General features: G+C 36.1%; 21 protein-coding genes. 18 read left to right on the plus strand and 3 right to left on the minus strand.

Annotated features, from left to right (window positions below; translation table 11 throughout):
- Window positions 1-19: 19 nt before the first annotated feature.
- From BM163_RS00345 to BM163_RS00355, 3 genes are all read left to right on the plus strand, one after another.
- Window positions 20-661, plus strand: coding sequence for a YesL family protein (locus BM163_RS00345; RefSeq protein WP_089799034.1), 642 nt, complete (start codon window positions 20-22; stop codon window positions 659-661).
- 181 nt (window positions 662-842) lie between these two features.
- Window positions 843-2,606: a glycoside hydrolase family 35 protein gene (locus BM163_RS00350; RefSeq protein ID WP_089799035.1), complete on the plus strand. Its 1,764-nt coding sequence runs from the start codon at window positions 843-845 to the stop codon at window positions 2,604-2,606.
- Between the two features lie 50 nt (window positions 2,607-2,656).
- Window positions 2,657-4,567 (plus strand): beta-N-acetylhexosaminidase, encoded by a 1,911-nt coding sequence (locus tag BM163_RS00355; protein WP_089799037.1) that lies wholly within the window; start codon window positions 2,657-2,659, stop codon window positions 4,565-4,567.
- 119 nt (window positions 4,568-4,686) lie between these two features.
- Here BM163_RS00355 and deoD read toward each other — a convergent pair whose 3' ends face one another.
- Together deoD and BM163_RS00365 are read right to left on the minus strand one after the other, a co-directional pair.
- Window positions 4,687-5,394 (minus strand): purine-nucleoside phosphorylase, encoded by a 708-nt coding sequence (gene deoD, locus BM163_RS00360; protein ID WP_089799039.1) that lies wholly within the window; start codon window positions 5,392-5,394, stop codon window positions 4,687-4,689.
- A 181-nt stretch (window positions 5,395-5,575) separates the two neighbouring features.
- Window positions 5,576-6,235, minus strand: a complete 660-nt coding sequence (locus BM163_RS00365; RefSeq protein ID WP_170243655.1) for a Crp/Fnr family transcriptional regulator — start codon at window positions 6,233-6,235, stop codon at window positions 5,576-5,578.
- 59 nt (window positions 6,236-6,294) lie between these two features.
- On the opposite strand from BM163_RS00365, the gene BM163_RS00370 reads away from it, so the two are divergent.
- From BM163_RS00370 to rpsN, 11 genes are all read left to right on the plus strand, one after another.
- Window positions 6,295-7,308: a BMP family lipoprotein gene (locus tag BM163_RS00370; RefSeq protein ID WP_089799043.1), complete on the plus strand. Its 1,014-nt coding sequence runs from the start codon at window positions 6,295-6,297 to the stop codon at window positions 7,306-7,308.
- 15 nt (window positions 7,309-7,323) lie between these two features.
- Window positions 7,324-8,841 carry an ABC transporter ATP-binding protein gene (locus BM163_RS00375; protein ID WP_089799046.1) on the plus strand — a complete coding sequence of 506 codons (1,518 nt, stop codon included), beginning with the start codon at window positions 7,324-7,326 and terminating at the stop codon, window positions 8,839-8,841.
- 4 nt (window positions 8,842-8,845) lie between these two features.
- Window positions 8,846-9,916, plus strand: coding sequence for an ABC transporter permease (locus BM163_RS00380; protein WP_089799048.1), 1,071 nt, complete (start codon window positions 8,846-8,848; stop codon window positions 9,914-9,916).
- Window positions 9,917-10,870 (plus strand): ABC transporter permease, encoded by a 954-nt coding sequence (locus BM163_RS00385; protein ID WP_089799050.1) that lies wholly within the window; start codon window positions 9,917-9,919, stop codon window positions 10,868-10,870. It abuts the gene before it with no gap.
- Window positions 10,871-12,157 carry an NCS2 family permease gene (locus tag BM163_RS00390; protein WP_089799051.1) on the plus strand — a complete coding sequence of 429 codons (1,287 nt, stop codon included), beginning with the start codon at window positions 10,871-10,873 and terminating at the stop codon, window positions 12,155-12,157.
- 498 nt (window positions 12,158-12,655) lie between these two features.
- Window positions 12,656-13,912: a M20/M25/M40 family metallo-hydrolase gene (locus BM163_RS00395; RefSeq protein WP_089799053.1), complete on the plus strand. Its 1,257-nt coding sequence runs from the start codon at window positions 12,656-12,658 to the stop codon at window positions 13,910-13,912.
- A 36-nt stretch (window positions 13,913-13,948) separates the two neighbouring features.
- Complete coding sequence (locus BM163_RS00400; RefSeq protein WP_089799055.1) at window positions 13,949-14,740, plus strand: DUF3100 domain-containing protein; 792 nt, start codon at window positions 13,949-13,951, stop codon at window positions 14,738-14,740.
- Entirely contained in the window at window positions 14,737-15,228 is a 492-nt protein-coding gene (locus BM163_RS00405) for a hypothetical protein (protein WP_089799057.1), read from the plus strand. The genes BM163_RS00400 and BM163_RS00405 overlap by 4 nt, the downstream gene beginning before the upstream one ends.
- Before the next feature lie 309 nt (window positions 15,229-15,537).
- Window positions 15,538-17,232 (plus strand): methyl-accepting chemotaxis protein, encoded by a 1,695-nt coding sequence (locus tag BM163_RS00410; protein ID WP_089799059.1) that lies wholly within the window; start codon window positions 15,538-15,540, stop codon window positions 17,230-17,232.
- A gap of 205 nt (window positions 17,233-17,437) precedes the next feature.
- On the plus strand, window positions 17,438-17,869 hold the full coding sequence (locus BM163_RS00415; protein ID WP_143088161.1) for a DUF2277 domain-containing protein: 432 nt from the start codon (window positions 17,438-17,440) through the stop codon (window positions 17,867-17,869).
- On the plus strand, window positions 17,870-18,139 hold the full coding sequence (gene rpsN / locus BM163_RS00420; RefSeq protein ID WP_089799063.1) for a 30S ribosomal protein S14: 270 nt from the start codon (window positions 17,870-17,872) through the stop codon (window positions 18,137-18,139).
- A 152-nt stretch (window positions 18,140-18,291) separates the two neighbouring features.
- Here the strand turns inward: rpsN and BM163_RS00425 are convergent, their stop codons facing one another.
- Entirely contained in the window at window positions 18,292-19,950 is a 1,659-nt protein-coding gene (locus BM163_RS00425; RefSeq protein ID WP_089799064.1) for a GGDEF domain-containing protein, read from the minus strand.
- A gap of 674 nt (window positions 19,951-20,624) precedes the next feature.
- Between BM163_RS00425 and BM163_RS00430 the strand changes: the two genes are divergently transcribed.
- The 4 genes from BM163_RS00430 (at window position 20,625) to BM163_RS00445 (ending at window position 25,856) form a co-directional block, all read left to right on the plus strand.
- Window positions 20,625-21,560: a carbohydrate ABC transporter permease gene (locus tag BM163_RS00430; RefSeq protein WP_089799066.1), complete on the plus strand. Its 936-nt coding sequence runs from the start codon at window positions 20,625-20,627 to the stop codon at window positions 21,558-21,560.
- Between the two features lie 17 nt (window positions 21,561-21,577).
- Window positions 21,578-22,420 (plus strand): carbohydrate ABC transporter permease, encoded by an 843-nt coding sequence (locus tag BM163_RS00435; protein ID WP_089799067.1) that lies wholly within the window; start codon window positions 21,578-21,580, stop codon window positions 22,418-22,420.
- 131 nt (window positions 22,421-22,551) lie between these two features.
- Window positions 22,552-23,886 carry an ABC transporter substrate-binding protein gene (locus BM163_RS00440; protein WP_089799069.1) on the plus strand — a complete coding sequence of 445 codons (1,335 nt, stop codon included), beginning with the start codon at window positions 22,552-22,554 and terminating at the stop codon, window positions 23,884-23,886.
- A gap of 269 nt (window positions 23,887-24,155) precedes the next feature.
- Window positions 24,156-25,856, plus strand: a complete 1,701-nt coding sequence (locus BM163_RS00445) for a cache domain-containing sensor histidine kinase (RefSeq protein ID WP_089799072.1) — start codon at window positions 24,156-24,158, stop codon at window positions 25,854-25,856.
- Window position 25,857 lies beyond the last annotated feature (1 nt).

The following is a 25,857-nucleotide window of genomic DNA, read 5'->3' on the forward strand; positions in this document are numbered from 1 at the left end:
TCAATAAAGGAGAATATCTATGGGGATACTAAGTACAAAAGGAAGCATTTATAAAGCAACGGAATGGATCTCACGATTTGCTTATGTAAACGGCCTGTGGGTTGTTTTAACAGTAACGGGATTAGGTCTGTTTGGCTGGGCACCAGCAACAGTAGCTATGTTTGTGGTCATTCGGAAATGGTTAATGGGAGAAAAAGATATCCCGGTGTTTAAAACATACTGGCAAGCGTATAAGAAACATTTTGTTCAAGCAAACATCTTTGGATTGTTTTATTTTGGTGTAGGTTATATTCTCTTTTTCGACTTAGTCTATTTCAAAGCACAAGAAGGCTTGATGTCTCAAATTATGTTTTATCTTTTCCTATTGATATCCTATGTGCTGATTATCTCATTTTTCTTTGTGTTTCCCGTGTTTGTTCACTATGATTTAAAAAAACGCCTACAAGTAATTAAGTACAGTATGCTCATTCCATTGCTGCGCCCATTAGAAATGATTGGTTTTATACTTTGTGGTGCTTTACTTGCTTTAATGCTCATTCTTTTCCCTAGTGTAGGTATTTTATTTGGTATGAGTTTGTTTGGTTTCCTTGCTATGTATTTTGCTTACCGGGCTTTCTCTAAAATTGAGCAAAAAGGCGAAGTGTTACTAAAAAATAGTTAAATCAACTAGATGCATTGCATAGAAATAACTGAATGAAAATATATGAATAATCGTCTATCTCCTTCGTTCCCGTCCGTTAACTTAATTTTATGACGGACGGGATTATTTAGTTAGTTTGATTGAAGATGTGATGATTTTAAAAAAGCGTAAGATAATTAATAAAAACCAAGGAGCGGACAATATGGCAACATTTACATTTGAAGGTGAAAATTTTATCTATGAAGGAGAAAAAGTAAGGATTATCTCAGGAGCGATTCATTATTTTCGTGTCGTACCTAAGTACTGGAAAGATCGTTTATTAAAGCTAAAAGCATGTGGCTTTAATACGGTTGAAACATACATACCATGGAACTTTCATGAAAGAAAGCCTGGTCAATTTTACTTTTCTGACCAAGCAGATTTTGTGGAATTCATTAAAATAGCCGGAGAGATTGGCTTATTTGTGATTGTTCGTCCGTCACCGTACATTTGTGCTGAGTGGGAGTTTGGTGGTTTACCGTCATGGTTACTTAAAGACAAAAATATGGAATTAAGATGTTCTTACGAACCTTACTTAGAATACGTGAATAAGTATTATGACGTGTTATTGCCATTGATTAAGCCCTTGTTATGTACAAATGGCGGTCCTGTTATAGCGGTACAGATTGAAAATGAATACGGCAGTTACGGAAATGACACGGCATATTTAACCGCTCTAAAAGATAAGTTAATTGAACAAGGCATCGACGTCTTATTGTTTACCTCAGATGGTGCAGAAGACCCGATGCTTCAAGGGGGGATGGTGCCAGGTATATTAGAAACTGTTAATTTTGGATCTGATGCAACGGGTTCATTTAATAAATTAAAAGAATATCAAACGAACAAGCCATTAGTCTGTATGGAGTTTTGGAACGGTTGGTTTGACCAGTGGGGGAAAGAACACAATGTCCGTGACCCGAAGGATGTCGCTCATACTTTAGATGATATGCTTAGTCAAAATGGTTCGGTAAACTTCTACATGTTTCATGGTGGGACGAACTTTGGATTTTATAATGGCGCGTTACAATTTGACAAAGATTATGAGCCAGCCATTACGAGCTATGATAGCGATGCACCTTTAAGTGAATCAGGTGATCCAACAGATAAATTTTATGCGATTAGACAGACACTTGAAAAATATGTTGACCTACCACCTTTAGAATTACCACCAGAGATCAATAAGCACCATTATGGACAGATTGACTTCACCGAACGCGCGCAATTATTTTCGTCACTTGATGATTTATCAGAAGCGGTGTACCGGAAAACACCTGAAACGATGGAACAGTTAGATCAGGACTATGGTTTTATACTCTATCAAACACATGTGAGTGGACCAAGAAAGAAAACCCCACTGACGATTCAAGATGTTCATGACCGAGCCATCATCTATTTAGATAACACATACGTTGGCATCATTGACCGCTTTGATCGCCAGACTTTAGAACTTGATATCCCTAAAGAAGGTGCTGAACTTAAAGTATTTGTTGAAAACTTGGGTCGGATTAATTATGGTCCTTACTTAAAAGATTATAAAGGTGTAACAGAAGGGATTAGAATGGGCTTTCAATTTTTATATGACTGGACGATTTATCCTTTACCACTCAATGATTTATCGTCTATAAGGTTCTCAAATAACACGGAATCAAGCGGTCCAACGTTCCATAAGGCAACGTTTATAGTCGATGACATCGGTGATACATTTGTTGACTTAACAGACTGGACGAAAGGGATTGTCATCATCAATGGCTTTAACATAGGTCGATACTGGAATAAGGGACCACAGGAGACGCTGTATCTCCCGGGACCTTTATTAAATAAAGGTGAAAATGAGTTGATTATTTTTGAGATAGAAGGCACAACAAAGTCAGGGATTACGTTAACAGATTGTCCACGATTAACGAAACAAAAAACGGCTAAGAAATAAAGATTGACTAGAAGAAAAAGCAAGACAACAAAATTAAAAGGGTGATAAAAATGAAGATCGCTTTAAGTATGGATGACTTATATGTTTTAGAATCTTTAAAAGTATTAGAAGCAGATTTAAATGTGACATTTGATGAGTCAGGTATACCACTAAGGATTACTAAAAGTAACGATCAAGAAACAACCATTCGATATGAAAACAGTCAAGGATATATTGAATATGGTGAAACATACCATATCTTCCGGGCAGTCGGGTTATTTGTTCAACATCTAAATGAGAAGAAACCGCATTTTGTATTAAAGGAATCTCCATTATTTGACACGATAGGGCCTATGTTTGATTTATCACGAAACGTTGTCATGCGTATAGATGAGTTTAAACGTATGCTTAGAAAGTTAGCACTTATGGGCTTTAACTCGGCGATGTTATATATGGAAGATACGTTTGAGATTAAGGCATATCCGTACTTTGGCTACTTAAGAGGAAGATATACTGAACAAGAGTTAAAAGAATTAGATGACTATGCGAATCAGTTTGGTATCGAGCTTATTCCATGTATTCAAACGCTCGCCCACCTCGATGAGTTTTTAAAGTGGGAAGAGGCGGCCTATTTAAAAGATACACGAGGTGTGTTATTAACAGATAAAGATACCACGTATGATTTCTTAGAAAAACTAATCACAGCGGCTACTAAACCTTTCCGAAGTCAGCGTGTACATATTGGCATGGACGAAGCTGAAGACCTTGGTAGAGGACATTATTTAAATCAACATGGTTATGTCTCACGGCTAGAAATCATGACTAAACATTTAGATAAAGTGACTGCTATTACTGAGGCGTTAGATTTAGATGTGATGATGTGGAGTGACATGTTTATTAAGCTTGCTTCTGAGTCTGGGGATAATCAATATGATGTTTCTTTAGAAATTTCTGAGGACTTTAAAGAGAATATTCCAGAAGGTGTTGATTTAGTTTATTGGGATTATTATCATGTCGAAAAAGATCATTATAAAGCATTAATTCAAAAACATAAACAACTTGGTAAAACGCCGGTTGTAGCTGGTGGCATATGGATGTGGAATACGTTTGCAACGAAATATGACTTCTCTTTAAAAGCCAGTGAGGCTCTTCTAAATGCAAGTAAAGAAGAAGGGGTTAAGGAAGTGTTTGTGACACTTTGGGGTGATGATGGTTTTGAAAATAACTTTTACTCTGCGATGCTCGGGTTACAATTATTCGCTGAACATCATTATAACGCCGTCGTTGATCAAGAAGATTGGTATAAGCGGACAGAGTTTTGTACTGGTATAGCTGCTGAGAAGTATTTACTTTTACAAGAACTAGATCTTGTACCGGGTGTTGAGAAAGGTGGAGTTGATCAAACAAATCCATCGAAATTCTTGCTATGGCAAGATGTTTTACTAGGCGTATTTGATAAGCAATTAGAGGGGTTAGACTTATCAGGACATTACAAGCAGTTAGAAGAAAAGATTAAAAACTACCGCTCGCCGGTTGAAACGCTTGATTTTATTTGGGATGTACCAGAAAAGGTATGTGCGGTCCTAGCTAGAAAAGCATTGCTTGGGGTGAGATTGAAAAAAGCGTATGATGAAAAAGATGTGGTTGAACTAGAGCGCATAGCTAACCTGGATATACCAGAGTTAATGGAAAAAGTGAAGATTTTAAAAGCGTCACATAAAAAACAGTGGTATACCTTAAATAAGCCTTTTGGCTGGGAGGTTATGGATATTCGTTACGGTGGTGTTTTAGCACGATTAGAAACTGCGAACGAACGAGTGAATGATTACTTATCAGGCACACTGCCGCTTATCGATGAACTAGAACAAGAAAGGTTACCGTTTAATGCTCATATCGAAGAACAGACGGGGATAGGTTGGTCAACGTACTATTACCGAATGGCTTCTCCTAATGTGTTTTTCCATGTATTGCAGATATATTAAAGCAATATTAGTTAGGCAGTACAAGAGTGCCTAGCTGAAACAACATACTAAAAATTATAAAAACGACCCGCCATCTCTCCCATTGGCAGGTCGTTTTTTCATAATATGCAACGTTACATTTACTCTTTAGTGAGTGTATCAAGTGCAACAGTAATCATATCATTGAACGTCGTTTGTCGCTCTTCACTTGTTGTTTGTTCACCTGTAATTAAATGATCACTTACTGTAAGTAAACTGAGGGTATTAACATTAAATTTTGAACCGAGGTAATAAAGACCCGCCGTCTCCATCTCAACACCGAGTACGCCATAATCAGATAACTTGTTTGTTAGTGCTTGATTATCGCTATAGAAACTGTCTGATGAATAGACGTTTCCTACATTTAAGTTAAGTCCAGATGCTTTCCCTAGGTTATAAGCTTTAAATAATAAATCAAAGTTGCCAACAGGTGCAAAATAGACGGGGTTAAATTCTTTAAACATAAGTGATGAATCGGTTGTTGTGGCTTGAGCAATAATGACGTCTCTGATTTTAACATCTTTTTGTAAAGCACCACACGTCCCCACCCGAATGAGGTCCTTTACCCCGTAATCATTAATCAATTCATGGATGTATAAGATCGCTGATGGGATACCCATACCGGTTCCTTGAATAGAAACTTTAACACCATTATATGTGCCTGTGTACCCTAGCATATTTCTTACGTTGTTATAGCATGTTGCATCCTCTAAAAAAGTTTCTGCGATATACTTTGCTCGCAGGGGATCTCCAGGAAGTAGGACTTTATCCGCGACCTCACCTTTTTTTGCATCTAAATGAAAACTCATAAACATTGCCTCCTTATTCGTATTGATTCCATCATACAAATAAAAAATACAGATGTTAATGAAAGCGATTACAAAAAAGAGGTGTTTTTTATCATAGCAAAAATGTGACGTAAATCACTTTTTTGTTGTTGTGTTGATTATTTTAAGAAAACGCTTTCTTTAGTATTCTCGACTTACACGGTTAAATAATGTTATCGCTATACTTTCTAAGCTTTTCAAGATCTAAAATGGTAATTTTCTTGGTATCGTATTCGACAATATGATCTTTTTGCAGCTCAGAAAAAGCTTTTGAAACCGATTCTCTACTTGCACCAATGATGTCCGCAAAAATACTTTGATTAAGTTTCTTAATTACATAAGGAGGTGAATCTAAATCTTCAATCAGGTGAATTAACACATGACAAAGTCTAGCGTTAACACTATAAAAACTGAGTGTACGTATCCGTTTATTGAGTTGTTTGACGCGTTCATTATGAATGTTAAGCAATGTTTTTAACAACGTTTTATTTTCAAACACAATATTTTCAAATTCTTTTTTACTCACGACATATAATTCAGAATTTTCAAGCATTTCTATGCTTGAGATGGCTTGATTATCTGAAAATAGTTCCATTTCACCTAATATATCATCATCACTAGCAAAGCCAAGAATAAGTTCTTTGCCTTCGTATGATCGATAGATTTTAAGAAAGCCTTTTTTAACAATATAAATATAGTCTAATGGGGAGTCTTCAAAAACTAAAATATGATTTTTCTTATAATGACGTGTTTTTAAATGACTTAAAATCTGTTCTTTTTCTTGCTCTGTAATATTGTCAAAAAGTTTAACTTTATTGATCAAAATCAGCACCACCTTTACAAATTATATTATATTCTATCACAAACAGAGGAGTGTATGTTATGAAAAAACAACTGGCAGTTATGTTTGTATTAATTTTAGGGTTATTTTTAGTCGCTTGTGGAAATGAAGGCGGGACAACATCTACGAGTGACGGAGAACAAGCAAGTATCGGTATGGTGACAGACTTAGGAAGTGTAAATGATAAATCTTTTAATCAAAGTGCTTGGGAAGGATTACAAAAATTAAAAGAAGATCACGGCTATGATGTAAAGTATCTTGAACCACAATCAGATGCAGAAGTGGAGCCGAGCTTGTTGCAATTCGTTAATAATAAAACGGATTTAACTTGGGCTACCGCAGCGACATTAGAAGATGCGGTAAAAAACATTGCTGAAACTAACCCAGACGCGAAACTAGGTATCGTTGATTCAGCGCTTGAAGGCGTAGCAAATGTTGTTTCTGTTTCGTTTAAAGAAAATGAAGGTGCATTTTTAGCAGGTGTTGTAGCAGGAACGATGACAGAATCAGATAAAGTCGGATTTGTTGGCGGTATGGAAATTCCAGTTATTCAGCGATTCCATGCAGGATTTGCGGCAGGTGTGAAGGCGGTAAATCCTGATGCTGAAGTGCTTGTTAATTATGTTGGTGCATTTAATCGAGTAGATATGGGGAAATCGGCAGCAGCCACAATGTATGACGCAGGTGTAGATATCATTTTCCACGCATCTGGTGGTACAGGTAACGGTATTTTTAATGAGGCACAGGAACGTTTTAATGCAGGAAAACAAGTATGGGTTATTGGTGTTGATAAAGACCAGTCATTAGAGTTCGGAAATGACATTACCTTAACATCAATGATGAAGTATGTGGACCAAGCAGTTTATGATATTTCTCATGAAGCACTAACAGGTCAGTTTCCGGGTGGAGAAGTTGTTCGCTTAGGTCTAAATGAAAATGGTGTTGGATTAGCAGATACATCAGATATTAACGTCTCACAAGAGGTTTTAAGTAAGGTAGAAGAGTATAAGGAAGAAATCATTAATGGAAATATTGAAGTTCCTGAGACACCGTAAAGGAGAGTCAATGTCATGAAGAGAGTTGAAAAGGTTTTAGAATTAAAAAACATTAGCAAGAAATTCGGAGAATTTTATGCGAATAAAAATATAAATCTAGAAATAGGGCGTGGACAGATCCACGCCCTACTAGGGGAAAATGGTGCAGGGAAGTCGACACTTATGAGTACTGTATTCGGTTTGCACCAGCCGGACGGTGGAGAAATATATGTTTATGAGCGACAAATTAAGATTGAGAACCCTAATCATGCTATTAAACTAGGTATTGGTATGGTTCACCAACATTTTAAGCTCGTTGAAGATTTCACAGTTACAGAGAACATCATTTTAGGTATGGAACCTAAAATAGGTCATAGAATTAACATGAAATCAGCAACCAAAGAAGTGAAAGACTTATCAGAAAAATATGGCCTTAAAGTCGATCCTAACAGTAAAGTAGAAAATCTAGCTGTGGGTGTTCAACAAAAGGTTGAAATCTTAAAAGCTTTATATAGAGGTGCTAACATTCTTATTTTCGATGAGCCAACGGCAGTTCTAACACCGGATGAAATAGGTGAGTTGCTAGACATAATGAAAACATTAGTAGCTGAAGGCAAGTCGATTGTTTTAATTACGCATAAATTAAATGAGATTATGAGTGTGGCAGATAAATGTACGGTTATTAGACGAGGAGAGTACATTAAAACTGTAGATATAAAGGATACGGATGAAAATGAGTTAGCTCAATTAATGGTAGGTAAAACAATCTCTAAGCAATTAGATAAAAATCCATTTAACCCAGCAGATAAGATACTCGAAATAAACCATTTACACTTGGTATCCAAGTCAGGTAGAAAAATTCTTGATGATGTTAGTCTTACAGTGCATGGTGGCGAAGTCTTGGGTATTGCGGGTGTTGACGGTAATGGACAATCAGAATTGGTAGAGTCTATCGTCAATATGATTGAAACAAATACAGGTGAGATAAAAATAAAAGGCCAATCAACGAAGGGAAAAAGCATCAGAGACATTTTTGAGTCGGGTGTGAGTTATGTGCCGGCGGATAGACATAAGCATGGGTTAGTTTTGGATAAAAACATTTCAGAAAATCTGATTTTAATCGAATACTACAAAAAGCAATATAATGACGGTTTGAACTTGAAGAAGATGCTGATTCGAGACGAAGGAAAGCAAAAAATGCAGGCGTTTGATATTAGAGCTGAAAGTGAAGCAACTATTGTGAGAGGGATGTCTGGTGGTAATCAGCAAAAAGTTATCTTAGCACGTGAGATTAGTAGGAATCCTGAATTATTAATTATTGTCCAACCAACGCGCGGATTAGATATTGGCGCAATCAATTTCATTCATAATCAAATTATTCGATTAAGAGACCAAGGTGTAGCTATTTTGCTTGTATCATTTGAGCTGGAAGAGCTTTTGTCATTGTCTGATCGTATCAACATCATTTTCGATGGTAAGATCATTGGGCAAGTCGACCCGAACAACACGAATGATACCGAGTTAGGTCTTATGATGGCCGGGAAAGGAGTATAACCTGATGAATGCTGTAGCAAAACATATGAAGAATAGAAATATCCTTGTTCCCATTCTAGCAACCATTATCGCGCTTGTTTTTGGCGCTATTATTATGTTAATTGCAGGGTATAATCCGGTGATTGCTTATCAGTCTTTGCTGAATAAAGTATTCGGTTCAGCTTATGATATTGGAGAGGTCATACGCGCGATCATTCCCTTATTATTGAGTGGTTTTGCGGTTGCTTTAGCTAATAAAGCGGGACTTTTAAATATCGGTGTTGATGGTCAGATTACGATAGGTGCAGTGGCCTCTTTATTAGTTGGTACGTTAGTAGACTTCCCACCTATTATCCATGGGTTCACAGCATTAACTGTTGGGGTAATTGCTGGTGGGTTATGGGGCGTCCTTATCGCTTATTTAAAAACACGTTTTACAATTAATGAGGTCATTAGTTCAATCATGTTAAACTATGTGGCACTTTACCTTAGTCATATGTTGATTCGAGGTATAGTTCCTCAAGAAGGTAGCCAACGTTCAGCACTCATTCAAGACTCTGCATCTATTAGTTTAAACAGTCTGAGTGAACTATTAAATGGTGCCCGCGTGCACTGGGGGCTGTTTATTACACCGCTCATTATTTTTGGTTTTTATTATTTCTTTAACAAAACAAGATATGGTTATGAAACAGAGGTTGTTGGTCTAAATAACCATGCGGCTCATTATGCTGGTATTAAGGTAAATAGAATTATTACGAGAACGATGTTTATCTCCGGGGCTATTGGCGGCTTAATTGGTGTTTTTGACACTTTAGGTGTCTATAAATATATGGCGATTTCTACTTCTACAAGCGGCGTAGGATTCGATGGTGTAGCCATTGCTTTACTAGGAGGAAATACAACCATAGGAACGACGTTATCAGGCGTATTAATTGGTGTGTTGAAATATGGTTCACAAGGTATGCAATTTGGGGCAGGTGTTCCAAGTGAAATAATAGGCATGATTATTTCGCTCATTATTTTCTTTGTAGCCGCGCCTGGTTTAGTGAAAAAATTACTTCCTAATATGGAGCATACGAAAAAGGAGGTCCAGTAAATGGAGGTTTTAGCGAATGTTATAAATGGTAGCATCGTTTTTGCGGTAGCTTTAGCATTAGGAGCACTAGGCGGTATGCTAAGCGAAAGGGCAGGTGTAATAAATTTAGGTGTAGAAGGCTTTATGATTTCAGGCGCATTTTTTGGCGCGATCGGTGCGCACTATGCAGAAACGTTAAATCTGGGAGGGCTTTCCCCGTGGATCGGCTTAATGACGGCATTTATTTTCACTGGCTTATTTAGTTTTTTATATGTGATGGCAACTTTAAAATTTAAAGCGGACCACGTCATAAGCGGGGTAGTCATAAATCTACTCAGTGCCAATGCCACATTCTTTTTAGTTAAACTACTATTTGATGGTGCGGCTGATACACCTAGGATTTCAAACATGTTTAGGAGAATAAACATTCCATTACTATCAGACATCCCATTTTTGGGAATAGCTTTCTTTAGATCGTACCCAACCACATACCTAGCCTTGGCCATTATAGTGATTGGCTCTTATATATTGTTTAAAACACCTATTGGACTAAGAGTTCGAGGGACAGGTGAGAATCCAGGATCAGTAGATACTGCGGGTATTAATGTGTATAAAATTAAGTTTTGGTCAGTTATGCTTAGTGGTTCGTTATCAGCTTTAGGAGGAGCAACCATTGTTTTAACATCTAATGGAAACTTCTCATTTAACACTATTGCAGGTCAAGGCTATATTGCTATTGCCGCTGTTATTTTAGGAAGATGGAAACCATATGGTGTCATGTGGGGGGCGCTTCTCTTTGGTTTTGCGCAAGCCATTAAAGACCAAATTCAAATTTTTCCTAGTTTTGATGCAATTCCAACGGAAGTCTTTTATTTATTACCTTACGTTATTACGCTCATTGCGCTCATTCTTACAGGTAGTAAAAGTAAAGCACCAAAGGCTTTAGGAACGCATTATGATTCGAGTGTGAAGTAAATGCCATTACTTGAAAAAAATTTTAAGATTAGTCAAAATAACAGCCATATAAAAACAGAGATAGAAGCAAGCTTAACGTCTTTTGTTTCCATCGTCTATATCGTTGCAGTGAATGCGCTGATTTTATCTCAGACGGGCATGAATTACCATGCGGTATTATTTGCAACAATAGTGATTACGAGTATTAGCTCAATTATGATGGGGCTGATAGTCAATTCACCGATGATTATCGCCCCAGGTATGAGCGATAATGCTTTTTTCACGTATACGTTAGTAGGAGCATTTGCTTTTACGTGGCAACAAAGTTTAGCCGTCGTATTTGTTGTCGGGGTATTGTTTTATTTACTCATTCGATTTAATGTGATTGATTATTTACTAAAATCCATTTCTAAGAGTCTCGTAAGTAGTATGAGTGTTGGTGTAGGTTTCTTTCTTGTTTTTCTAGGCTTAAAAAATGGAGAGGTGATTGTATCTCATTCAGAAACTTTAGTCACTTTGAATGATTTATTTAAGCCGGTGCCACTGACAACGATGTTTACATTAATTATTGCGCTCATCTTAACAATCTTAAAAATAAAAGGAAGTTACTTAATCGCCATTATTTCTGGTGTAGGGATGTCTGTTTTTTTAGGTGTAACGGATATGACGACATTTTCTTATACGTTAAAAGATATAAAGGTTGTGAGCCCACATTTATTTGCTTTAGATTTTTCACAAAGTATTTCTCTTGAATTTTGGATTGCTGTATTTTCTTTGCTTGTCCTAGTTATTTTTCAAAACTTAGGAACACAACTAAGTTTTTTAGGCGTAAAAAATGAACATAAAATTAAAGATACGCTGAGTGTGAACGCAATATCGGTTGCTATTGCTGGTATTATAGGTTCTAGTTCGACTTGTACAAGCGCAGAAGGCGGTACAGGAATAGCGGTTGGAGGAAAGACAGGTCTGACATCTGTCTTAGTAGGTGTGTATTTTCTGCTTACTATTTTCTTTATACCTTTTATTACGTTAATTCCTTTATCAGTCATCTCTTCTTTACTCATTCTAGTTGGTGTAGAAATTATCGCTGTAAATTTTAAAAATATAGATGTGTCAAATGTCTCGGAATACTTTCCTGGAATTATGATGATCACAATGATGCTGCTTACTTTTAATATAGCAGATGGCGTAGGTTTTGGTTTTATTTTTTATGTGCTCATTAAGTTGGTGAAAAGAGAATTTGCTACAATAACGCCAGTTATGTATGCCATCAGTCTATTGTTTATACTCTACTTTGTGCTGATATAGTTTTAGATATGCTTACGGCTATTAAGTAGTTAAGGGCTCAATGATGTATAGGGTTTTATCAACGTATTTAGTAAATAAACAGCATGGAATGAAAGTTGATTCCATGTTGTTTTACGCTATAGATATAAATAAAAGTACCGGTGTGTAGTGACTTCATCAAGAAAAGGTTTTTTGATGAAGCTTACTTTGTATTTTAATTTATAATAAACGAATAAATGATTTTATTATTGATAATAATGTTCGTGTATTTATTTTTGACTGAAAATTCATTGTGTTTTGAAATCATTGGTAAAATTGAAGGATTATATAAGAACATGAGTCTATATAAGCTGAAAGACCTTTGTTAAAAGGTTTATCAAAAATGCATGTCTATGTATATAAAATTATTCAACTGAATAAACGAAAAAGTTTTCTTGAAAGTATTGACCTTAAATACCGAACGATGGTATAACTAGTACTATTAGTTTTAACATTCGGATATCACGAGAAGGAGGACATATGACGATTAACGAACAGTACGAGAGAATAAAAACACTCGCAGACCAGATTTATGCAAATCCAGAATTGGGTTATAAAGAAACAAAAACAAAACAAACCGTCGTTGATTATTTAAAAAGTGTTGATTCAGACATTTCGATCGAAGAATTTAGCACAACCGGTTTTAAAACAACACTTGGTGAGAAGCAGTCATTACATATCGCTTTTATTGCGGAATTAGACGCAGTATATGCGCCGACGCATTTTAAAGCAGATCCTGCGAACGGAGCTGCACATAATTGTGGGCACTATACACAAGTGGCTATTGCGTTAGCTTTATATGAACAACTTTATCAGACAAAGGCATACGAAGCGTTTGATTTTCAACTGTCCTTTATTTTTGTACCTGCTGAAGAATATCTTGACTTACCCTACCGGGAACAATTAGTCAATGAAGGAACCATTACGCATTACGGTGGTAAACCAGAAGCAATGAAGCTAGGTGTATTTGATGATATTGATCTTGGTATTTGTGTTCATGCGATTGGTGGAGAGTTTGCTGAGCGTACAATTGAAATTAACTGTGATTTAGCTGGATTTCTTTATAAGAAATATCATTTTAAAGGTGAAGCCTCTCATGCAGGTTTTGATCCGTTTTCTTCTGTTAATGCTTACAGCATGTCAACACTCTTTAATACAGCGATTGGCTTATCTAGACAACAATTAGATGAAAAACAAATGGTAAGAATTAATCCGATTGTGATGCAGTCAGATATGTCGACTAATGTTATCCCAAATCATATTACCGTAGGGACAGATTTACGCACACAGTCTGTTGATTATATGCAAGAGGTTGCCGTTCGCCTAGACAAAGCGGCTATCGGTTCTGCACAAGCCCTTATGGGTGAAGTGGCTATCGATACACAAATGGGCTATTTACCCTTCCAACAAAGTCGTTATCTATCTACCTTTGTGGCAGCGGCATTTAATAAAGATGAGCGTATAAAAGCGATGCTTAACAATCAAGCGATTAGCGCAGCCGGTGATATCGGAGACTTATCTTATATGATGCCGTGCATTCAAATTGGTTACAGTGGTTTCACTGGTACGATTCATGGGGATGATTTTATTGATGTTGATCCAGAATTTATCTATACGGTCTTTCCTTCATTTCTACAAAGTGTTCTTGATGAAATGGTCGGTCAAATAGATAAAAACCAATTATATAAAAGAACGTATCAAGACTATTTAGATGTGTTAAACACACTCGTAAAATAGAAAAAACATAAGAGAGATTTAAGGGGGAGAAAGAGTATGAAACGTGATTTTTGGTATTTGATTGTCTTTGCGGTTATGATTATTTTCGCGGCAGAGTGGATTGGTTTTCAGAGTATCACCATAGGTGCGATTACGATTACGTTATTGCCACTGGTCTTTGCGATTTTACTCACGATGGTACTAGGGATGAGTGTTTTTAGAAAAGGGATTATGAAAAAAGTCTACAGCAAAGCAAACATCGGATTTGCGAGTCAATATTTGATTTTTATCATGCTGCCACTTATGGCAAGATACGGGGCTGACGTTGCACCTCGAATAAAAGATATCTTACAAGTTGGTTGGGTGTTTATTATTCAAGATTTAGGTAACTTAGGGACCGTCCTTATCGGACTACCAATTGCTGTTCTGCTTGGTTTACGCCGAGAAGCGATTGGGGCAACGCTCGGTATTGGTCGTGAAGGTGAACTTGCCTATATTTCTGAAAAATATACCCTTGAATCAAAGGAAGGGCGAGGCGTGCTGTCACTCTATATTATTGGTACGCTGTTTGGCGCCCTCTTCTTTAGTGTGTTTGCACCTATTCTACTTGATTTAGGTTTTCGTCCAGAAGCGTTGGCGATGGCGGCAGGTGTTGGTTCAAGTAGTATGATGACAGGCGCATCTTCAACGCTCGTTGCACGTTTACCAGAGATGGAAGAAACGATTTTATCTTATGCGGCTGCCAGTCAACTTTTAACGAGCTTTTTAGGTACTTTTACGATGATCTTTTTAGCTGTGCCACTACAGAAATTCATGTACAAATTATTAGTGCGAGGTGATGAATCATGACAAAAACAACAGGGCTGAATCACTACGTTAAATATGGTTTAATTCTACTTTTAAGTATTTCGTTAATCCTTTTAACTCAAGGTATTAAACTACTTAAGTATGGTGGAGGTGCACCAATAAATAGCACCGCGATTATGGGATTGTTCACTTTATGGTTATTTTCGATGATAGGTATTTTTATTACAGATATTATTAAGAAAGCAAATATCCCCGTCTTGCGTAGTTTTCCTATTTTAGGCTGGGTATCGATCACGTCACTTGTGATGTGCTTAATCTTTGACTTTTTTGTCACAGCCATTCAAGCGGTTGACTTTTTATCAATTACCACACCAATTCTTACTTTTGCGGGTATTTCTGTTGCGGATCGGTTAGTTGATTTAAGAAAAACATCGTGGAAGGTTGCGATTGTCGCGGTCTTTGTCTTTATCGGAACGTATTTAGCGAGTGCATTGCTCGCTCAATTTGGCCTGATGATTTCAGGTAATTAAATGAAGTAAGTCATCATCTGAAAAACTTTCAGATTCTAAAATAAGCCTAGGAGGACCTTTCCTTATATTAAAGAGGTTCTCCTAGGCTTTTAAACGAATTATTGGTGACGCTACATTACGAATTGTATCTTTATTTTCAGGTGTAATGCGGAAAAGGTCGAAGATGGAATTACACCCCACCAAACATTCTAACGAATGTTTGAGGAAGGTATCTTCTCGCTCTAAAAGGATGAAAATTTTAGGTAATAAGATTTAAATGTAAGATATATCGGGTATTACTTAAGTAATCGACTCGTAAGGAGGGACATTATGAAAATACAAAAATTATTAAAGGTCAGTGCTGCAATTGTCATGATAGCAATTATAGCAAGTGTCTTCAGTTTAGTTATGTTAAATCTGGCTGTATCTGAAGAACGTGAGGCATCTTCAACACAACTAGAGTTGGAACGTCAAGCAACCCAGTTATTAAGAGCGAGTGATTATTTAACGGACCAAGCTCAAAGTTTTGTCCAATTTGGGGAACAGCAGTATTTTAATAACTATTGGGAAGAAGTAAATGAAACGAAAAGGCGTGAAGAGGCTATTGAACGTCTAGAAGTGTTAGGGGTATCAGAGGAACATTTCCAAATACTATCTCAAGCGCAGGCGGAGTCAAACGCTTTAATAGACGTTGAGGAGGAGGCCATGGCGCTTGCGAGTGCGGGTGACTATGATTCGGCACGCCAACTCATGTTTGGTGATGTTTACATGCAACAGAAGGAAAAAATCACATCATTAACAGAAAGTTTTATTGAGGCCATAGAAAATGAAGCGGCAAGTACTACATTAGCAGCGACTGAAGAAGCAGAAATATGGATGATGGTTGTCTATGTATCATTAATTACATTAGTTATTGTGATTATCTTCACATTCTTGGCGCTTGGTAAAAAAATTAAGGGACTACGTATTATTACCGATAAGTTAACGGAATTAGCAACATCAGAGGGTGATTTGACGTCACGCGTTGATGTGGCGAGTAAAGATGAAGTCGGTGAAATTGCAACAAGTTTTAATACATTTGTAGATAAGGTTAGACGTATCGTAGTTGATTTAGCAGCCGTTTCAGAAACAGTTGCTGCTTCAAGTGAAGAATTAACAGCGACCACAGACGAATCGAATCGGGCAGCCAGTGATGTCGCCCGTGTTATGACAGAGATATCTGATGGAGCAGAAAATCAGGCAAATGATACGACCAGAGGAGCAGAAGAAATTGCCCAACTTGGTGAGCGGATAGACACTGACATAGTGTTGATGAAGGAACTAAATGAAGCTACTGAGCAAATGAACAGTCAAGTACAACAAGGGTTAGCGGCGGTTAACGCTCTGAATAAAGCATCGAAGGATAATGTTAAAGTAAGCATAAGTGTTGAAGAGATCATTCTTGATACAAATGAATCTGTGACGCATATTGAGAAAGCTAGTGGTATGATTTTAAATATAGCTGAACAAACAAATTTACTTGCATTAAATGCTGCTATTGAGGCGGCAAGGGCAGGTGAGTCAGGTAAAGGTTTTGCAGTTGTCGCAGATGAGATTAGAAAATTAGCAGAGGAGTCGCGTACCTTCACAGATCAAATCATGAAAGTGATTCAGCATTTAACGGAGAAAACAGATAGGGCGGTTGAACTTATGCGTGAAGCACGAGGTATTGTGGATATTCAAAATAAAAGTGTGGAGTCAACAACCACTCAGTTTCAGCAATTGAATACAATTATTGAATCTGTTAAAGATCGCGCTATACAACTTCAAGAGAGTGCTCATATAATGAATCAACAAAAAGAAACGGTTGTTGAAGTTATAAGTAATTTGTCAGCCATCTCAGAAGAAAATGCTGCAGGTACTGAGGAAGTCGCTTCAACAGTGGAAGAGTTAAACGCATCGATTGAAGATATAGCTAACGCGAGTGAGTCTCTTGCCAAGCAGGCGGAAGATATTCAAGCGCAGATTAATCAATTTAAGTATTGAACCAATGCGTTATATTATAATCATCAGTAACGTTATAGAGCATTCTCATTTACGCGTGATCGTATGTGGGGATGCTTCTATCGTTTAGGGGCTATTAAGGTGAAAGTAGTCGCGAGAAACAGTTACTGGGGAGCAAACAAACTTTTAAACCGTAATCATTACGCTTTACTTTTTGAAAAGGTTATGTTTTAATTATTAATTCGTAATGATTATGATTTGGGAGGATGAAATACAACATGCTAAATATGACTATGTACGCAAACGATGCATTCGACGGTTATCAGAAGAAGATCAAAAGTTAATCAATACTTATGAAGCATTTGAAAAGCCACTAATGGAACGAGCTCAATCTGTGGAAGAATTGCTAGATTTAATGCAAGTAAAGCGCCCGTTTCTCATGACGGCTAGGGCACTGTGTTTATCAGAGTCAGACGTTTTTAGTAGAACACAGCGCCTTAATATACTGATTGAATCTGCTGTGAGCCGAGAGATAGATCAGCTGGAAATGATACCACCATTAAAAGTGGTGCAAGCAAATAACCGCACACAACAGGCACACACTAAGATATTCCTCCTCAAATCAGCATCTCATTTAAATCGCGAATTAACTCAGAATAAAAAAGGAGAGATTCAGTAAATGGCTAAAAAATCAAAAGTTGCAAAAGAAAAAAAACGCGAAGCCCTTATTGAGTACTACGCAGAAAAACGTCGAGAACTAAAAGCAAAAGGTGACTACATTGGTCTGTCAAAACTACCAAGGGATTCTGCTCCCGCACGCTTAACCCGTCGCTGTCAATTAACAGGTCGCCCTCGAGGTGTACTAAGAAAGTTCGAACTTTCTCGGATTGCTTTTCGTGAACTGGCACACAAAGGTCAAATTCCTGGTGTGAAAAAATCAAGCTGGTAATGGTGAAACATGCTGTCTTTAAGGGTTTTGTGAAGGATTTAGATATGTAATAGGTATTTTAAATAAGACCCTAGAGAATTAGGATGTATATATTCTCTAGAGTCTATATTAATTAAGTAGCCTGAAGGTGCTTGTAAATATATTTGATTGGCTTAATTTATTGCTATCCGATTTTTCCCCATCTGTTTAGCTTTATACAAGGCTTTATCTGCACATTCAATAATAGTTCTTGCAGGGTTATCACCTGATGCTTGGCACATTCCGATAGAGATAGAGGTCGTTAGCTGATGGCCATTATAGGGAATAGTACTTTCTTTAATGTGCTGTCTTATGTTATTAGCAATATCCTTCGCGTCATGTAATGTACAGTCTTTAAAGATAATGATAAACTCATCCCCACCGTAACGACACAGAATATCTGTTTCACGTATATATTGCTTAATGGTATCAGTAAGATAACATAAGACATAATCGCCCGCTAAGTGTCCGTAGGAGTCATTTAGCGGTTTCATATTATCTAAGTCAAGAATAGCTAGTACAGAATGATCGTCAAGTTGATCAAGTTGTTGCTTTAGATAATAATTGTTAAAAGCGCCGGTTAGTCCGTCGGTCATTGCTTGTGTTACAGCTTGTTTTTTTAGCTTCTTTTCTTCTAGTAATTTAATATCTTTTTCTAAGAAGAGGACGTACGTAATAATAAGTGGTAAGAGGCCGACAACAAAAATAATGAAAATTGGTGTAGACAAAGAGTAATAACTGAGCTTAAAGCCTTTAAATAATGACAGCATCCCTAATGTAAAAATGGTTGAAAAATGTAACGACATCACAAATACAGTATTGTTAAGTTTATGGTGTTTAAACGTCACAATCAATAGGAACAGGACAACAGCAATAATCGAATAGAAAAAATAATTGTAAGAACGCCTAAAATCAATCATATTCGTTGAGGTAATGACAATGACAAGATAATAGATGAGCTGCATAACGGGTAGTGCTATTATATACTTTTTCTTTAAAAGTGAATAAAGTGCTAAACCATAAAAGAGGATTCCAATGGACAGACTTAATAAAAACAGCTTTTTAATGACGAGGTAATCAATACTAAGATGTTGCATTGTGAGATAGTCCCATAAATAACCACCGGTAAAGAGTGTACCTAAGCTGAGCCATAATAGAAACGTCGTATCTTTTCTGTTAAGGAAATAGATAAATAAACTGAATAAGCCGGACATAATAACTAAACCAATGCCGAGTGATACTAAACGCTCATTAAATAAGCGCAGTAAGCCGATATTTCTATTTCCAGGGATACTTTCTGAGATGATGACCGGATTAAACGTACCCGTCCGGAAGCTCGCATAGGTGGTAATATGTAAAGTGTTTGTTTCTTTTACCAAGTTTCTTTCAATGGTTCCCTGGACAAATCCTGCCCTTAACATACTGAATCCTTCTGTCATATCGCCTTCGCTAATAATTAATTGGTCATTAAACCTAACGTTAATCGCATTGCTGTGTACGCTATTAATTACGAGTTTAAAGAGGTCTCCTCCTAACTGTTCAAAGGCCGTATTAGGTAAAGTAATAGTGTAATGAAATAGGTTATCATCATCTTTTGAAAGTTCATACGTACTAAAATCATGATCAAAGGCCGTTGGTTCAATATAGATAGAGTTGTCTTCCGTTAAAAAATTAAGTTGATGAGTATAGATGTTCAAAAGTAAAATAGCACAAATAATCATAAAATAAATGAAGACATAGATTGTTCTATGGTATCTATTAACAGACATAGTTGAAATTAACTTACGTATCATTTCTCAATACACCCTCTTTATTCAATTAAGAACAGGTCATTAGTATTGTACTAAAAAGGTCCAAGCCTGTATAGTTTTTGACGGTTTATACTTATGATGATGCAAAAAATCGTGATGAGGATAAAAGTAGCCATAGGCAAAAATAAGGCCTGGAATAATAAAATAACGCTCTCCGCAACAATAATTCGCGCTGTGCGGTCTTTTGCTGCTGGTTAACAAATCAATCAATTCAAAATGCCATCTTATCGGCATAAGCAGTGCCTTTTAGAATTATATCACTTATTTTTCACGCTAATCTTAGGCAGTCGGCTAGTTTGTTTGATGATGCTGACACGCATAAAAAAGCGGAAATAAATAGCCATAACTATTCTTCTAGTTTAGGCTAAGTATTGTAAAAATTTAATTAGAGGCTGTAGCGGAGGGGAATCTTAGTTTCAAACTATAATTTAGTGCAGTATACTTTGCTTCAAAAGACCACATAATTTGTGTAAATAAATTATGTGGTCTTTTATTTTGTTACGACATTATAAATGGCGAGAATAATCTAATTATTATGCAACTAAAAAAAAGAATAAAGTCAAAATGTTTCACGTTCGAGTAATAATTTTTGATTAATAGCGCTTACATAATGAGATAAAATAAATGCAGATAACAAAGGAAAAGAGGTGACTAGAATGTTAGAAGATAAAAAAATATTAAAGGCAACAAAGAAAACTGGTCTAAGTGCAGAAAGGAGAAAAGAGGCTATAGTTGGTTGGCTCTTTTTGACCCCAGAGATAATAGGTATGGTCTTGTTGTATGTACTACCTATAATTTTTGCAGTATTACTAAGTTTTACAGAGTGGAATCTAGTCGGTGGTCTGTCTGAGATTAGGTTTGTTGGATTAGATAACTTCGTTAAGATGTTTAGCGATGAACGGGTATTCTTAGCGCTAAGAAACAACCTAGTTTACACAGTAGTTGTAGTTCCAGTATCTATGATAATTGCTCTAGTTCTTGCTACACTAATTAATTCAAGAGTGCATATGAAAAGTTTTTTTAAGGTTGCATTTTTTATACCTTATATCTCCTCTATAATTGCTGTAGGTGCTATATGGAGAGCTCTATATCATCCTTCTCAGGGACCAATTAATCAATTATTGTCTAGTATTGGAGTCTCAAACTTACCAGGCTGGTTGGCTGATACTAGTACGTCACTACTAGCTATAATTATTATTAGTATCTGGACTCAAATCGGTTACGTTGTTGTTATTTACCTTGCAGGATTAGCGAATATTTCTCAAGAAATATATGAAGCAGCAGAGATGGATGGGGCAACATCTTTACAGAAATTCTACAAGATTACATTTCCGTTATTAGCTCCAACGCATATGTTTTTAGCAATTACACTTTTAATTACTTCATTTAAAGTATTTGATTTGATTAAGTTCTTAACAAATGGTGGACCAATTAATTCTTCAACAGTACTTGTTTATTTAATATACCAAGAAGGGTTCCAAAGGTTTAATATGGGTTATGCATCAGCAATATCTATATTATTATTTACAGTAGTAGCAACTTTGACATATTTAACTTGGAAGTTACAAAATTCTAAAATATTCGGTGGATGATAGAAAGGAGGTATACTATGCTAACTCGGTTAAAGAAATTAGATAAAGTAAAATTAGTTAATACAATTGTATTGGGATTGCTATCGATGTTCTTTTTAATACCATTGATATGGATGGTATCAACAGCATTTAAATACGAATCAGATGTGTTTGTATTTCCGATTGAGTGGATACCAAGGAGAATAAATGTTGTTAATAACTTTAAAGAAGTTTGGTTTGGGGATATACCGTTTTACCTATTTTATTGGAACTCAATAAAAATTGCAGGCAGCACTACAGTTATTACCATCTTCATTTCTTCAATGGCTGCGTTTTCGTTCTCGAAGTTGCGGTTCAAAGGAAGAAACCTACTCTTTTTCACATTGATTTCATTAATGATTATCCCGGAGCAATCAACATTAGTTCCGAGGTTTCTCTTGATTAGAACAATGGGCTTGTATAATACCCATGGCGCACTTATCTTCATGGCTATGTTCTCAATATACTTTACGTTCTTAATGAGACAGTTTATGTTGTCAATTGAAGATGATTATATTGAAGCAGCAAAAATAGATGGTGCTAACTATTTTAGAATATATTGGCAGGTTATATTGCCGTTATGTAAGCCAATATTAGCTACAGTAGGTATTATCAAATTCATTTGGACTTGGAATGATTACCAAAATCCATTAATCTTTCTGTTGAGCAAGGAATTGTACCCCATAACCATGGGAATGCAACTATTTCAAGATGATTTTGCCGATAGCTACGCAGTTCTAATGATGGCTTCTTTATCTGCTATACTTCCATTAGTGATAATCTTTATAATTTTGCAGAAGCAGGTTATTGAGGGGATATCATTAGGTGGAGTTAAGGGCTAGGTAAAAATAACGCACAAAACCAGCAAAAAAGTGTACAATAAAATAGCTTATATCGTATATAATCCATATTGAGAGCGCTATCATTTTAGTGTAGCACTCATAATAAATTGAAAAAAACAGGAGGTTTTATTATGAAGAAGTTTAAGGGTATATTGATTTTGCTTGTTCTTGCGGTTCTGACTTTGACAGCATGTGGAGGGAACGGTGAGTCATCTACTGGTGATGTTACAGATGATAGCGAGGAGCAAGTAACAATCAAATTTTATAATTGGGATAATGAAGTAATGGCTAGAACAACTGCAGGTTATATTGAGCAGTTTGAAGCTGAAAATCCGAATATTAAGGTTGAATCTGTTTCGCTTGTGCCAGGTGATTCAATCGCAACTTTGGAAAATCTGGATATTTTACTCGCAGCAGGTGAATCTGTTGATGTAATGGCATTTCCAGCTGTAGATCGACTATATCAGCGTCAAGCAATGGGAGCACTACATCCATTAAATGAATTTTATGATAGCGAAGGTATTGATCCAACTGAAGAATATTATGTTAACCCATCAGTAGGCGATGATTACTATGGAATTCAATTTAATGCAACAACAAACTTTGTTTTAATCAATAAAGATGCACTAGACGCTGCTGGTTTAGAAGTACCTACAGCAGGGTGGACTTGGGATGATTTTGCAGAATATGCTGAAAAGTTGACAGTTGAGAAAGACGGAAAAACTCAATATGGAGCCTATTTCCACAGCTGGCCTTTATATATGAATCCTCCAGCACAAACATTAATGAAACACCCATTCTTACTAGAAGATGGTACAACGAACTTTACAGATCCGTCATATGCAAGACTATTTGAACTAAGAAAAAAAATGGAAGATAACGGTAATGCGAAGCCTTTCAGAGATGTTTTAGGTGCTGATTTAAGCTATCGCGCAGAGTTCTTCAACGAAGAAGCCGCTATGTTACTGACAGGATCATGGATGATCGGTGAAGTTGGAGATTTGGAAGCTAATCCGCATGATTTCAAAACTGCATTTGCTCCTGTTCCAGTGGTAAATGAGGGTGACAATACAGATTACTTTATGGGTGGAAATTACCTTGCGATTGGAAAATCATCAGACCATAAAGAGGCAGCATACAAATTTGCTCGCTTTATTTCAACAAACATGTCGGATGCACGTACTGAGATTCCAGGTTGGACACAAGCCGATCTTGAGCCGTTTATTTTAGATATTATTGCAGGAAACGAAGAGTATTATGATGTTGATTCATTGTTGCACACGGTTACTAGTGATGAAATCGGTTATCTAGATGCTTCACAAATAAGCATTGACTATAGTGGGGAGCTGGAAGAAATTCTAGTTGATGGTTTTGCTAAGCATATGCTGAATAACGAGCCAGTTGATGAAGTAACAGAATGGATGATTGAAAGAGCTACTAGTATTATTGATTCTAAATCTGAATAATTAGAGCACAGCAGACAAAGTTTCATTTTTGATTCTTTGTCTGCTGTGATTTCATATAAGTTAGTCGTTTGAAATGCCGGAAGAAAACCAAACAATAATTAGGTGAGAAAAAAATAATATAGCTATTTTAATTTGTTATAATAAGTTCTAGTAGTTTAAAAATATACAGTCTATATATACAAAATTATCCAATTATCATTTGATGAATTTATAGAAGGCATTGGAATATGGGTATTTATACACTGGTTTCTGTATAGGGGGGATTAAAAATGCGAAGAGTGATTAAAAATTCATTTTACCGAAAATTACAATTATCTTTCATTGCATTTTTAATTCTCCCTATTTTTTTAATATCATTATTTAACTATTCCATTTATAAGAATATTATCTTAGATAAAATCAAATTAAATAACGAATCTGTTTTAAATGTTCTTAGCAATGATATAAACAAACTTTTTAATGATGTATTTTATGTTACACAACTTTTAGTGACAGACACAGATGTTATTAATGGGTTGACAGAACTTCAAAGAAGTAGCGCTATAAATTCTTTCGAAGACTTTAAGAGTTTTGGAGATCTGGTAGGAGTTTTGACTACCTCAGATATGAAAGCGTTTAATGTCAATGTAGATATGTTTATCATTAATAATGAGGGATTTATTTTCCCATCTATGAGAAATTTGAAATCGGTAAGTCACCTAAGAGAAGATTGGTTACAATTTAATGGAAGTATAAATGAGGAACCTAGTGAGTACTTTCAGTGGGTAGGCCAGGTAAATAGTGAGAATGAACATTCATCTAGGTCAATATATTTTTCTAAAGTCATTGATGATCCAAGAACTGGTCAACAATTAGGTTTTTTGAACACGGCAATAGCCGAAGATTATTTCAGTAACCTGTTTGAACAAATTACCGTTGGGTCAGTAGTTATTGTAGATGAAGAAGATAATGTGATTTATGGATTGAATGAACATTCATCAATAGAAAATGGGGCGTTTATAAAAAATGAAGCTTTGCTATCCCCAGTTGATTGGAAGCTTATCTATTATACCTCGGAGAGGCAGCTAATAGAAGAGCTAAGAAAAACATTTTACCAATCATTGTCTATTATAGCTTTATTTATAATCTTGTTTATAGCAATTTCAATTGCCTTAGCAAATAAAATGCACTCTCCGCTAAAGCAATTACAACACGTTACTCAAACCTATGGAGAGGGTAATCGTTCTATCCGATATGATGTGAAGGGTAATGACGAGATCAATCGCTTAGGAAAAATGATGAATACTACATTTGACCAAGTGGAGCTATTAATTACTAGAATTGAGCAGGAGAAAGAAAAGATAAAAGAACTTGAGATTAGTGCCCTCTTTTCACAAATTAGGCCGCACTTTTTAATGAACACGCTAAATTCAGTTAGATGCAACTTGATTTTAGTGGAGGATGTGTACCATTCTAATAAAATATACTCCCTTATGCTACTTTTGAGGAAATATTTAAATGCAAATAAACCGTCTACTTTAAAAAATGAATGTGAGCTTTTAGAACACTATGTGGATATTATGAGTATGAGAAATGGAATTGAATTTAATCTTGAGTTTTTGATTCCCAAACACCTTCAATCCATGTATATACCTTTTTTAACCTTGCAACCTATTGTGGAGAACGCTATCATTCATGGCTTCTCATATGGGGAAAAGGGAACAATAAGTATTTGCGTGCATGAAAGAGAGGATTTAATAATCATAGAAGTAACAGATGATGGTAGGGGTTTAAAAGCTGAACAATGCCGGAAGGTTAATAGACGAATAGATAATAATTCAATTGATGGAGATGAAGAGCATCAACCGATTGGTTTAGCTAATGTAAGTCAAAGGTTACATTTAATTTATGGGCAACGCGCAAATATTAAGGTCGAAAGTGAAGAAGGCTATGGAACAACTGTTGAAATTATAATTCCTTTTGTTAACTAAT

It is taken from the genome of Halolactibacillus alkaliphilus, from assembly GCF_900115465.1.
Lineage (GTDB): Bacteria > Bacillota > Bacilli > Bacillales > Amphibacillaceae > Halolactibacillus > Halolactibacillus alkaliphilus.